The 12273-nt window shown below is 72.7% G+C and carries 9 protein-coding genes; 7 read left to right on the top strand and 2 right to left on the bottom strand.

Translation table 11 applies throughout. From position 1 onward, the window contains the following. The coding region (locus ACFPZN_RS50400; protein ID WP_378291373.1) for a thioesterase domain-containing protein at positions 1-1470 on the top strand (1470 nt) is incomplete at its 5' end. Between the two features lie 40 nt (positions 1471-1510). On the opposite strand, the gene ACFPZN_RS50405 is transcribed toward ACFPZN_RS50400, so the two are convergent. Further along, entirely contained in the window at positions 1511-3091 is a 1581-nt protein-coding gene (locus ACFPZN_RS50405) for an MFS transporter (RefSeq protein ID WP_378291374.1), read from the bottom strand. Between the two features lie 61 nt (positions 3092-3152). Between ACFPZN_RS50405 and ACFPZN_RS50410 the strand changes: the two genes are divergently transcribed. The 4 genes from ACFPZN_RS50410 (at position 3153) to rfbB (ending at position 6294) form a co-directional block, all read left to right on the top strand. Further along, positions 3153-3728 carry a TetR/AcrR family transcriptional regulator gene (locus tag ACFPZN_RS50410; protein ID WP_378291376.1) on the top strand — a complete coding sequence of 192 codons (576 nt, stop codon included), beginning with the start codon at positions 3153-3155 and terminating at the stop codon, positions 3726-3728. A 396-nt stretch (positions 3729-4124) separates the two neighbouring features. Next, entirely contained in the window at positions 4125-4838 is a 714-nt protein-coding gene (locus ACFPZN_RS50415; protein ID WP_378291378.1) for a class I SAM-dependent methyltransferase, read from the top strand. Beyond that, positions 4835-5284 (top strand): sugar 3,4-ketoisomerase, encoded by a 450-nt coding sequence (locus ACFPZN_RS50420; protein ID WP_378291380.1) that lies wholly within the window; start codon positions 4835-4837, stop codon positions 5282-5284. The genes ACFPZN_RS50415 and ACFPZN_RS50420 overlap by 4 nt, the downstream gene beginning before the upstream one ends. Next, positions 5281-6294, top strand: coding sequence for a dTDP-glucose 4,6-dehydratase (rfbB, locus tag ACFPZN_RS50425; protein ID WP_378291382.1), 1014 nt, complete (start codon positions 5281-5283; stop codon positions 6292-6294). The genes ACFPZN_RS50420 and rfbB overlap by 4 nt, the downstream gene beginning before the upstream one ends. Before the next feature lie 63 nt (positions 6295-6357). Here the strand turns inward: rfbB and ACFPZN_RS50430 are convergent, their stop codons facing one another. Beyond that, positions 6358-7455 (bottom strand): DegT/DnrJ/EryC1/StrS family aminotransferase, encoded by a 1098-nt coding sequence (locus ACFPZN_RS50430; protein ID WP_378291384.1) that lies wholly within the window; start codon positions 7453-7455, stop codon positions 6358-6360. A gap of 219 nt (positions 7456-7674) precedes the next feature. Between ACFPZN_RS50430 and ACFPZN_RS50435 the strand changes: the two genes are divergently transcribed. Beyond that, entirely contained in the window at positions 7675-8889 is a 1215-nt protein-coding gene (locus ACFPZN_RS50435) for an FAD-dependent oxidoreductase (RefSeq protein ID WP_378291386.1), read from the top strand. Positions 8890-9007: 118 nt separating this feature from the next. Beyond that, positions 9008-12256 carry a type I polyketide synthase gene (locus ACFPZN_RS50440; RefSeq protein ID WP_378291388.1) on the top strand — a complete coding sequence of 1083 codons (3249 nt, stop codon included), beginning with the start codon at positions 9008-9010 and terminating at the stop codon, positions 12254-12256. The last annotated feature ends 17 nt before the right edge of the window (positions 12257-12273 follow it).

Raw genomic sequence — 12273 nt, forward strand, 5'->3', positions numbered from 1 at the left:
GCCGAGGGCGTGGCCCACTTCGTGGAGGTGGGGCCGTCGGCGGTGCTGTCGGCGACGGGGGCGGGTGAGTTCATCCCCGTGTCGCGCAAGGACCAGCCTGAGGTGTCGTCGGTGATCGGTGCGATGGGACGGCTCTGGACGCGCGGCGGGCCGGTGTCCTGGGCACCGGTGTTCGCGGGCACCGCCGCACGGCGCGTCGATCTGCCCACCTACGCCTTCCAGCGCCGCCGCTACTGGCTCGAGACTCCCGCAGCGGGCGTGTACGACGTGTCAGCGCTGGCCGCGGCCGTGCCCGAGTTGGAGGCGGAACGGCTGGGGCCTGACATCGGCGAGCTGCCCCCGGAGGAACGGGAGCTGCGGGTGCGGGAGATCGTGCTGGCTCTGACCGTCCGTGCGCTCGGCCACGCCTCGGCCGACGAGGTCGATCCGGAGCTCGGGTTCTTCGAGAGCGGTTTCGACTCGGCCACCGCGCTGGAACTGCGCGCCGCCCTGAACACGGCCACCGGGCTGGAGCTCGCGACCACGGTGGTGTTCGACTTTCCCACGCCGGACGAGCTCGTCCGGCACGTGCTGGCGGAGCTGGCGCAGAACCCGCAGGGGCCGTCCGGGCCCGCCCTCGGCTCGGAGGGCGACACGCTGAGCGCGATCTTCCGGGAGGCGGTGCGCGCGGGCCGCATGCAGCCGGGCTTCGACATGCTGGAGGCCGTCGCCGCGACCCGGCCGCGCGTCGACTCCGTCGGCGACCTCGACGAGGTGCCGCCGCCGGTGAGGCTCGCGGGCGGGCCCGAGCAGCCCGTCCTCTACTGCTTCCCGTCGCCGATGGCTCTCGCCGGGGTGCAGCAGTACGTGCGCTTCGCCGAACACTTCCGCGGCGTTCGCGAGGTGTCGGCGCTGCGGGTGCCGGGCGTCAATCGCGGGGAGGGCCTGCCCGGATCGATGCGGGCCGCCGTCGAGGTCTTCGCCGAGTCCGTGCGGCGCGACGCGGGGGACCGCCCCTTCGCGTTCCTGGGCACCTCGTCCGGCGGGATCCTCGCGCACGCCACCGCAGCCCACCTGGAGCGGCTCGGGCGCGGCCCGGAGACGGTGGTCCTGCTCGACACCTATGTGGTCTACAACGAGGCCACCAGGGCGGTCTGGGACAGCATGCTCTACGGCCTGCTCGAGCGGGAGTCGGAGCTCGGGCCGTTCACCGCGCCCCGGCTGTCGTCGATGGGGCGCTACGTCCGGCTGATCGGCGAGGAGGGGCTCGCCGGCCTCGACGCCCCCGTCCTCTTCGTCGGCGCCGAGGAACCGATCGCGCTGGCCGCGCGGGACGCGGCCGTGTCCGGCTCCGACGACTGGCGGGCCGTCTTCCCGGGCGCCGACACCTCGATCCGGGTGCCCGGCGACCACTTCACGATGCTGGAAGAGGCGCACGCCGCCACGACCGCCGAGGCCGTCGATGACTGGCTGCGCGGCAGCCGCGGCTGACCCGGACCCGGGGCCGGCCGCGGCTGCCGCGTTCAGGGGTTCACGGTTCATCGACCAGCTCCGGCGTCCGCGCGGGCGACGCGTCCTCCACCGCGTCCTCCGCGGCGCCGGCCGGGTTCAGGTGCCGGAGGGTGATCGCGGCGATGACGGCGGTCACCGCCATGATCGCCGCGCCGGTGACCGCCGACACCCGCATCCCCGCGGCGAAGGCCTCCTGCGCGGTCTCGACGAGCGGCATCCCGATCTGCTCCGGCAGGTGCCTGGAGACCTCCGAGGCGCCGCCGAGGGTGTCCCTGGCGGCCTCCGCGGCCTCCGGCGGAAGGCTCTGCGGGACGGCGTCGTCCATGCGGTCGTGGTAGACGGCGGCGCCGATGCTGCCGAGGATGGCGACGCCGAGGGCGCCGCCGAACTCCGACCCCGTCTCCGACAGCGCGGAGGCGGCGCCGGCCCGTTCCGGCGGGGCCGCGGCGACGATCATGTCGACGGCGAGCGCGCCCACCGCGCCCGCGCCGCCGGTGAGGATGATGAAGCCCAGCCCCAGGACGAGCATCGAGCTGTCCACCTGGACCTGGGCGAGGATGACGAAGCCGGCGCCCATGAGCGCGATCGCGCCGGCGACCACGTACGCGGGTCGGATCCACCGGACCAGGGTGCTGGCCACGATCACCGACAGGCCGATCGAGGGTGCGATGACCAGGGTCCAGAGCGCGGCCTCGAGCGGGCGCATGCCCAGCACGAGCTGCATGAACTGGGTGCCGAAGAAGCCGAAGCCGACCATGGCGAAGATGCTGAGGACGTTGGCGCCGATGGAGGTGCTGAAGCCGCGGTTGGCGAACAGCCCGACGTCGATGAGCGGGTCGGCGAGCCGCCGCTGGCGCCGCAGGAAGAGGTAGCCGACGACCAGGCCGACCGCGATCGATCCGATGGGGAGCGGGTCGGCCCCGTCCTCCGCGGCCATCTTCACGCCGTAGATCACCGGCAGCACCGCGGCGAGCGAGAGGAACGCGCTGAACAGGTCGAACCTTCCGGCCTTCGGGGCGCGGTACTCCGGCAGCAGCAGCGGCCCGAGGACGAGGAGGAGGATCATGACGGGCACGTTGACCAGGAACACCGACCCCCACCAGAACTTCTCCAGCAGGAGCCCGCCCAGCATCGGCCCGAGCCCGGCGCCGCCGGAGAAGCCGGCGGTCCAGATCGCGATCGCGGTCCGGCGCTGCTGGGCGTCGTGGAACATGTTGCGGATCAGGGACAGGGTCGAGGGGGCCAGCGTGGCGCCGGCGACGCCGAGCAGGGCCCGGGCGGCGATCAGCAGTTCGGCGGTACTGGCGTAGGCCGCGAGGACGGACGTCACGCCGAACAGGCAGGCGCCGATGAGCAGCACCTTCCGGCGGCCGATCCGGTCGCCCAGCGCGCCCATCGTGATCATGGATCCGGCCAGCAGGAAGGCGTAGATGTCCATGATCCAGAGCTGTTGCGAGCTGCTCGGCTGCAGGTCGGCGCTCAGGGCCGGCAGCGCGAAGAACAGCGCCGTCATGTCCATGGAGACCAGCAGCGTGGGCAGCACGAGCACGGCGAGGCCGATCCACTCGCGCCTGCCGGCTCGTGCTTCAGTGTTGACCATGGCTCGATTATACGAACGTCTTATAAGTTTGTATAGCACGGATGATTGATAGGATCTCGACGTGGGACATCGTGAAGATCTGCTCATGGGAGCCAAGCGCTGCCTCTACGAGCGCGGGTACGGCCGTACGACGGCCCGCGACATCGTCGCCGCCTCGAAGACGAACCTGGGCTCGATCGGTTACCACTTCGGCTCCAAGGAAGCGCTGCTGACCACCGCCATCATCGATTCGTTCGGTGAGTGGGGCGAGGAGCTCGACACGGTCATGAGCGCGCTGTCCACCGACGTCGACCCCGAAGGCGACCAGCTCGAGCGGTTCGAGACCGCGTGCACCCTGCTGGTGGAGTCCTTCGCCACCCACCGGACGCTGTGGGTCTCCGCCATGGAGGCGTTCGCCCAGGCGGAGCACATCCCCGAGGTCCGCGAGCAGCTCGCCGCCGGCTTCGAGGAGACCCGGCGCGGACTGGTCGCGGGGATCCAGAAGCTCTCCCCGAACGCCGACGAGCGGACGGCGCGCACCATCGCCTCGCTCGTGGTCGCGATGCTGCCCGGCCTCGCGCTCCAGTGGCTGCTGGAGCCGGAGCACGCGCCGACGGGCGCCGACATCGGCGAGGCCCTCCGGGTGATGCTGGACTAGCCGTTCGAGCCGTTCGCGTCGGTCAGCCCGGTCGAGCCGGCGCTCCACGATGTCGCGCTGCCCGTGAAGCCGCGCGCCGGCGCTGCCATCGCCATCGCCCCGTCATCGCCGCCGGATCCCGTTCGCGCGGCCGCGGACGGGCGCGCACGCCTACCCGGGAACACCGCCCACGCCCCCTTTTCCAAGAAACTGTGGGCCCTTTCTTCTAGGGGACGAGTAGGGGTTGTTGGCCCAATTCCGCCACTCCTAACATGACGGCAGCAACGCTATCGGCGCAGCGTGGCCCACTGAGGCGTCAAGCTTCTTCGCCGCGAATCCGCCGCACACCGCCGAATGTCTCGCGCGGCGGCTGGTCGAAACGGCGGCTGAGCCTCGGGAACTCTTTGCGGAGGTCATATGTACGAGATCGATGCGGCGAAAATCTACGAGCCATTGCACGAGGCCCGCGGCAAGGACTTCGAGGCCGAGGCCGGCCGGGTCGCCGAGGTGATCCGCGAACGGCGGCCGGACGCCGGCTCCCTGCTCGACGTCGCCTGCGGCACCGGCGCGCACCTGCGCAGGTTCGCCGGGCTGTTCGATCGCGTCGAGGGGCTGGACGCGTCCGAGGCGATGCTCGCGGTGGCCGGCGCCGGCACGCCGGGGGTCCCGCTGCACCGCGCCGACATGCGCGACTTCGGGCTGCCGCGCGGCTACGACGCCATCACCTGCCTGTTCAGCTCCATCGGCTACCTGGGCACGACGGAGGACCTGGACGCGGCGCTGGGGACGTTCGCCAAGCACCTCGAGCCGGGCGGTGTGGTGGTCATCGAGCCGTGGTGGTTCCCCGAGACCTTTCTCGACGGGTACGTCGCCAGCGACGCGGTCGAGGTCGAGGGCTACGACATCGTCCGGCTCTCGCACTCCAGGCTCGACGGCGACGCGTCGCTGATGACGGTGCACTACGTCATCGCCGACGCCGAGTCCGGGGCCCGGCATTTCACCGAGACGCACCGTTGCACGCTCTTCGAACAAGTGCAGTACGAGGACGCTTTCCGGCGGGCGGGGCTCGCGGTGGAATACGTCGACGGCCTGGCCACCGGCCGCGGCCTTTTCGTCGGAGTCGGCAAATGATCGCCCCGCAGATCATCAAGCTCGAGGAGCACCGCGACGAGGTGGGATGCATTTTCGTCGTCGAGACCTCCCAGCACATTCCGTTCGAGGTGAAGCGCTACTACTCGATCAGTGACGTCCCGGACGGGGCCGACCGGGGCAGCCACGCCCACCGCCGTCTGGAGCAGCTGGTCATCGCGGCGTACGGCAGCTTCGACATCACGCTGGACGACGGGTTCGAGCGGCGGCGGCACCGGCTGAGCGACCCCGGCGTCGGCCTCTACATCGGGCCGATGATCTGGCGCGACCTGACGAACTTCTCCTCCGGGGCGGTCGCCGTGGTGCTCGCGTCCCGGCACTACGAGGAGTCCGACTACTACCGCGACTACGACGAGTTCCTGCGCGACGCCGCCCGGGCCGGGCGAGGGCCTCTGAGCGGCGACGGGACGCCGGGGGAGGACCGATGAGGGTTCTGGTGACGGGAGCGGCCGGGTTCATCGGCTCGCAGTTCGTGCGCGCGATGCTGGAGGGAGACTACGCCGGTCACGAAGGCGCCGCCGTGACCGTCCTCGACAGCCTCACCTACGCGGGCAACCGGGCGAACCTGCCCGCCGACCACCCGCGGCTCACGTTCGTGCAGGGCGACGTCCGGGACGCCGGGCTCCTCGGCGACCTGGTGCCCGGCCACGACGCCGTGGTCCACCTCGCGGCCGAGTCCCACGTGGACCGCTCGCTGCAGAAGCCGGCCGAGTTCGTGGACACCAACGTCGGCGGCACGCAGGTCCTGCTGGAGGCGTGCGTGCGCGGCGGGGTCGAGCGGGTGGTGCACGTCTCCACCGACGAGGTGTACGGCTCGATCGAGACGGGCTCGTCGAGCGAGGAGTGGCCGCTGGTGCCCAGCTCGCCGTACGCGGCGTCGAAGGCCGGCAGCGACCTCATCGCGCTCGCGTACTGGCGGACCCACGGCCTGGACGTCTCGGTGACCCGCTGCTCCAACAACTACGGGCCGTACCAGCATGTCGAGAAGCTCATCCCGCTGTTCATCACCAGGCTCCTGCGCGGCGAGCCGGTTCCGCTGTACGGGGACGGGCGCAACGTGCGCGAGTGGATCCATGTCGAGGACCACTGCCGCGCGTTGCACCTGGTCCTCACCGGGGGACGCGCGGGCGAGGTCTACAACATCGGCGGCGGCACGCCCGTCAGCAACCTGGGGATCACCCGGCGGCTGCTCGATCTGTGCGAGGCCGACCCCGCTCTCGTGCAGCACGTCGAGGACCGCAAGGGGCACGACCTGCGCTACGCGATCGACGGGACCAAGCTGGAGAAGGAGCTGGGCTTCGAGCCCGTGATCTCCTTCGAGAAGGGGCTGGCGGACATGGTCGCCTGGTACCGGGAGAACACCCGCTGGTGGGAGCCCGTCAAGGCGCTCGCCGACCTGTACCCCGGCCAGGACCTCGTGCCGTCCCAGGCGGGCTGACCCCGCCGCCGCCCGCCCGTGCCCGGGGCGCGCTCGTGCGCGGCGCGCCCCGGGCCCGCGTGCTCAGGCGCCGCGCACCGCCGCCACGACGGCGTCTACCTCCCGGCCGGACAGATGGGGTCCGATCGGGAGGCTGAGCACCTCCGCGGCGAGGCGTTCGGCCAGCGGCAGCGACCCGGCGGGCCGGTCGGGGGACGCGTACGCGGGCGACAGGTGGACGGGCACCGGGTAGTGGATCAGGGTTCCGACGCCCGCGCCGGCCAGCCGCTCCTGCAACTCGTCCCGGAACTCCGAGCGCACCACGAACAGATGCCAGACCGGATCCGCCCACGGTGCCACCGCGGGCAGTTCGAGGCCGTCCACGTCCGCGAGCTCCCGGAGGTAGCGCCCGGCGACCGCGGACCTGCGGGCGTTCCATTCGTCCAGCCGCCGCAGCTTGACCCGGAGCACGGCCGCCTGCAGCTCGTCCAGGCGGGTGTTGCCCGCCTGGACCTCGTGGTGGTACTTCACGCGGGACCCGTAGTTGCGCCGCAGCCGCAGCTGCTCGGCGAGGGCCGCGTCCCGCGTCACGACCGCGCCGCCGTCGCCCAGGGCGCCCAGGTTCTTGCCCGGGTAGAAGGAGAACGTGGCGGCGAGCGAACCGGCGCCGATCCGGCGCCCGCGGTAGCGCGCGCCGTGCGCCTGGGCCGCGTCCTCGACCACGGCGAGTCCGTGCCGTTCGGCGATCTTGCCGATCGGTTCCAGGTCGGCGGGCTGCCCGTAGAGGTGCACCGGGACGATCGCCCGCGTCCTGGGGGTGACGGCCGCCTCGATCCGGGCCGGGTCGAGGTTGCGGGTGCCCTCCTCCGGTTCCACCGGGACGGGGCGGGCGCCGACCGCGGAGACCGCCGCCCAGGTCGCGAAGAACGTGTGCGAGGGCACGATCACCTCGTCCCCGGGGCCGATGTCCAGCGCCCGGAACACCAGCTCCAGCGCGACGCCTCCGTTGCCCACCGCGACGCAGTGCGCGGCGTCGCAGTAGGCGGCGAACTCGTCCTCGAACGCCTCGAGCTCGGGTCCGAAGAGGTACCGGCCCGAGCCCAGCACCCGCTGGACGGCCTGGTCGATCTCGGTCCGCAGCTCGGCGTACGGCGCCCGCAGATCGAGGAATGGGACGTTCATGGGGCCCCTTCGTGAATGGACTCCTGCCGATTCTGAAACTATGCCGAGCCGGCCGCCGGCCCCTACCCCTAGACGCCCCCTAACACCCGCAATTTCGTTTTTCCCCTCTTGGGGGAGCGGGTTGTCCCGCGCTTATGCTCGACCAACCGTTCCCTGGCAGGCCCCGGTGCGGAAAAACGCTGCCTGCCGGCGCATGACGACCTTTCGACAGGAGAGCGCATGACCACCGCGTTGATCATCGGCGGGGGAGTCGCCGGGCCGGCGAGCGCCATGGCGCTGCAGAAGGCCGGCTACGACCCCGTCGTCTTCGAGGCCTACGACAGGGGCGCCGAGGGGGTCGGCACCAACCTGGTCCTCGCCGTGAACGGGCACACCGCCCTGCACGAGCTCGGGATCTCCACGGCGCTGGACAAGGGGTTCGACATCCCCCGGAACCGCTACTTCATGGGCAACGGCCGGAGCCTGTCCCTGGTCCCCAACGGCAAGGCCGGCCCCAACGGGATCGTGAGCCGCGCCGTCCGCCGCGCGGACCTGTACGTGGCCCTGCGCGACGAGGCGATCCGCCGCGGCATCCCGTTCGAGTTCGGCATGCGCCTGGTCGACGCGGAGCACACCCCGAACGGGGTGGTCGGGCACTTCGAGAACGGCCGGAAGGTGGACGGCGACCTGCTCATCGGCGCCGACGGCCTGCACTCGACCGTCCGGAAGATCATCGACCCGGAGGCGCCGCGGCCGCGCTTCGGCCGGCTGGTCAACACCGGCGGCTACGCCGACGGAGTCTCGGCGCCGGGCGAGCCGGGCACCGAGTACATGCTGCTCGGCAAGCGCTGCTTCTTCTCCTACGTGCACGACGCCGACGGGCAGATCTGGTGGTACGCGGCGCCGCACTGGCCGGAGGAGCCGACGCGGGAGGAGCTCGCGGCCATCGGCCCGGACGAGTGGCGGGGCCGGCTCCTGGAGCTGTTCTCCCAGGACAAGACGGCGGCGCGGGACATCATCGCGGCCACCGAGGACATCTGGGCGCCCTGGCCGATCCAGGACCTGCCGACGGTGCCCGCGTGGCAGGACCGGCGGATGGTGATCATGGGCGACGCCGCGCACGCGGTGTCGCCGGCCGCCGGCCAGGGCGCGTCGATGGCGATCGAGGACTCGGTCGTGCTCGGCAAGTGCCTGCGCGACATCCCCGACGTCGAGGAGGCGCTGGGCCGCTTCGTGAGCCTGCGCCGGCCGCGGGTGGAGAAGATGGTCGCCTTCGGCAAGCGGGCGGGCGACCTGATGATCGTCTCCAGCCAGTTCCGCCGCCGCATGCGGGACCTGGTCCTGCCGCTGTTCTTCAAGCGCGTCACGCTCAACGAGACGGCCTCCCTGAGCTGGGTGTACGACCACCGCGAGAGGTGGGACGAGCCGATTTCGGCGCCGCGAATCGCGGCCTGAAGGGCGCGCGCCTCATTCACTTGCCCGATCTCTGAATTGACCTGAGAAGGTGGGGGTTTCGCGAGTGGCCATGTTCGGCAATGGACGGGAACGTGCTCGGCGGCCGGGTCCGGATTCTGTGGAAGGGGACGAGCCCATTGCCGTCATCGGTCTGTCCGCGCGCCTTCCCGGTGCGGCCGGCCCGGCGGAGCTGTGGCGGCTGCTGCGAACCGCCGAGCACGCGGTCACCGAGGTGCCGGCCGACCGCTGGGACGCCGGCGCGTTCTACGACCCCGACCCGGCGGCGCCCGGGAAGGCCAACACCCGCTGGGGCGGCTTCATCGACGGGGTGGCCGGCTTCGACGCCGGCTTCTTCGGGGTGTCGCCGCGCGAGGCGGTCGCGATGGACCCCCAGCAGCGGCTCGTGCTGGAGCTGGGCTGGGAGGCGCTGGAGGACGCGCGGCTGGCGCCGGACACGCTGACCGGGAGCCGTGCCGGGGTCTTCGTGGGCGCCATCTGGGACGACTACGCGACCCTGCTTCACCGGCGCGGCCCGGCCGCCATCACCCGCCACACGATGACCGGGCTGCACCGCGGGATCATCGCCAACCGGCTCTCCTACGTGCTCGGCCTGACCGGGCCGAGCCTGGTGGTGGACACGGGCCAGTCGTCGTCGCTGGTGGCGGTGCACATGGCCGCCGAGAGCCTGCGCAGGGGCGAGTCGTCCCTCGCGCTGGCCGGAGGCGTCAACCTCACGCTGGCGCCGGACAGCACGGTCGGCGCCGCCAAGTTCGGCGGCCTCTCGCCGGACGGCCGCTGCTTCGTGTTCGACGCCAGGGCGAACGGCTTCGTCCGCGGCGAGGGCGGCGGGCTGGTCGTATTGAAGCGGCTCTCGGACGCGACCGCCGACGGCGACGAGATCCGCTGCGTGATCCGCGGCGGCGCGGTCAACAACGACGGCGGCGGCCCCGGCCTGACGGCGCCCGACGTCGCGGCCCAGGAAGAGGTGCTGCGCGAGGCGTACCGGCGGGCCGGCGTCGCCCCGGGCGAGGTGCAGTACGTCGAGCTGCACGGCACCGGCACCCGGCGCGGCGACCCGGTGGAGGCGGCGGCGCTCGGCGCGGTGCCGGGCGCGGCCCGGCCCTCCGGCCGCCCGCTGCCGGTCGGCTCGGTCAAGACGAACGTCGGCCATCTCGAAGGGGCCGCGGGGATCGCCGGGCTGCTCAAGGTGGTGCTGAGCCTGTGGCACGGCGAGCTGCCGGCGAGCCTCAACTTCGAGTCACCCAACCCCGACATCCCGCTGGAGTCGCTGAACCTGCGGGTGCCGACCGCGACCGAGCCCTGGCCGGGGCAGGGCACGCGCCTCGCCGGGGTGAGCTCGTTCGGTGTCGGGGGAACGAACTGCCATGTCGTGCTCTCCCGCGACGTGCCGTCCGAGGCGGCGGACGAGCCGGTCCGCACGCCCATGGACGCCGTCCCCTGGGTGGTGTCCGGACAGGGGGCCGAGGGGCTGCGGGCACAGGCGGCCCGGCTGGTGTCCTTCGTCCAGGACCGCCCCGAGCTGGACCCGGCGGACGTGGGCCTGTCGCTGGCGACGACGCGGGCCGGGCTGTCCCATCGCGCGGCCGTCGTCGGCGCCGACCGCGACGGGCTCCTCGCGGCGCTGGCCTCGCTGGCCGAGGGCGACCCGTCCGCCGAGGTGGTGGAGTCCGAGGCCGCGACCCGGGGCCGCACGGTCTTCGTCTTCCCGGGGCAGGGCTCGCAGTGGCCGGGGATGGCCGACGAGCTCCTCGCGTGGTCCCCGGTCTTCGCCGGGCTGATCGCCGACTGCGAGAGCGCCCTGGCGCCGTTCGTGGAATGGAAACTGACCGAGGTGCTGCGCGGCGACCCGGGCGCGCCGTCGCTGGAGCGGGTCGACGTCGTCCAGCCCGCGCTGTTCGCCGTGATGGTCGCGCTGGCGGGCCTGTGGCGCTCTCACGGGGTCGAGCCGGACGCGGTCGTGGGGCACTCCCAGGGGGAGATCGCCGCCGCGTGCGTGGCCGGTGCCCTGTCCCTGGAGGACGCCGCGCGGATCGTCGCCCTGCGCAGCCGCCTGGTCGGCGAGCGCCTGGCGGGGACCGGCGCGATGATGTCGGTCGCGCTGCCCGCGGGCGAGGCCGCGGCACGGATCGAACACTGGCCGGACCGGTTGTCGGTGGCCGCGGTCAACGGCCCCAGGGCCGTCGTGGTCTCGGGCGACCCGGAGGCCGTGGCCGAGTTCGGGAAGACCTGCGACGGCGAAGGGGTCTGGAACCGGTCGATCGCGGTGGACTACGCCTCCCACTCCGCCCATGTCGAGCGGATCGGCGAAGAGCTCATCGACGCGCTGGGGCCGCTGTCCGCCACCTCCGGCGAGCTCGCGTTCCACTCCACGGTCACCGGGGAGCGGCTGGACACCGCCGCCCTCGACACCGGGTACTGGCTGTCCAACCTGCGCGAGACCGTCCGCTTCGACGCCGCCACGCGGGATCTGGTCCGCGGCGGTCACGATGTCTTCATCGAGGTCAGCCCGCATCCGGTGCTGGTCTCCGGGGTGAACGACATCGCCGAGGACGCCGGTCGCGAGGTCCTGGCGGTGGGGTCGCTGCGCCGCGGCGACGGCGGGGCGCGGCGCTTCCTCGCCTCCCTGGCGCAGGCGTGGGCCGGGGGCGCGGCGGTGGACTGGGACGGGGTGTTCGCGGGCAGCGGCGCCCGGCGCGTCGGGCTGCCCACCTACGCCTTCCAGCGCCGCCGGTACTGGCCTGCTCCGGAGGCGCCCGGAACCGGTGCCCCGAGCGTGCCGCAACCGGAGGGCGCGGGCGCGGAGGAAGAGCCCGACGAGCCGCAGACCACGACGCTCGCGGACCGGCTCCGCGGCCTGTCCGAGGCCGAACGCGAGACGGTCGTGCTGGACACCGTGCGGCGGCAGGCCGCGATCGTGCTCGGCCACGAGTCGGCGTCGGAGGTGGCCGCCGGCCTGTCCTTCAAGGAACTGGGGTTCGACTCGCTCTCCGGGGTCGAGCTGCGCCGCCGGCTCGTCCGCGCGACCGGGCTGCGGCTGCCCAGCACCCTGATCTACGACCACCCGAGGCCGGCCGCCCTGGCCGAGTATCTGCGGACCGCCCTGGTGCCGGACTCCGCCCCGACGGCCGCCGGCCTGGTGGACGAGCTCGACCGCTGGGAGGCGGCGCTGTCGACGGCGGTCACCACCGACGACGAGCGGGCGGCGATCGCCGGCCGGCTGCGCGCACTGCTGTCCCGCTGGGACTCCGGGCCCGGGAACGGGGGCGGCGGTCCCGGCGGGGACCTCGAGTCGTCCACCGCGGACGAGCTTCTCACGATCATCAAGACCGAGTTCGGCGGGCCCTGATGCCGCCGCGGCCGACC

Source organism: Actinomadura rugatobispora (assembly GCF_042656285.1).
GTDB lineage: Bacteria > Actinomycetota > Actinomycetes > Streptosporangiales > Streptosporangiaceae > Spirillospora > Spirillospora rugatobispora.

Excerpts from the sequence above, each read along its gene's own strand:
- ACFPZN_RS50405 (WP_378291374.1), bottom strand. The coding sequence starts at position 3,091 with ATGGTCAACACTGAAGCACGAGCCGGCAGGCGCGAGTGGATCGGCCTC.
- ACFPZN_RS50415 (WP_378291378.1), top strand. The coding sequence starts at position 4,125 with ATGTACGAGATCGATGCGGCGAAAATCTACGAGCCATTGCACGAGGCC.
- ACFPZN_RS50420 (WP_378291380.1), top strand. The coding sequence starts at position 4,835 with ATGATCGCCCCGCAGATCATCAAGCTCGAGGAGCACCGCGACGAGGTG.
- rfbB (WP_378291382.1), top strand. The coding sequence starts at position 5,281 with ATGAGGGTTCTGGTGACGGGAGCGGCCGGGTTCATCGGCTCGCAGTTC.
- ACFPZN_RS50430 (WP_378291384.1), bottom strand. The coding sequence starts at position 7,455 with ATGAACGTCCCATTCCTCGATCTGCGGGCGCCGTACGCCGAGCTGCGG.
- ACFPZN_RS50435 (WP_378291386.1), top strand. The coding sequence starts at position 7,675 with ATGACCACCGCGTTGATCATCGGCGGGGGAGTCGCCGGGCCGGCGAGC.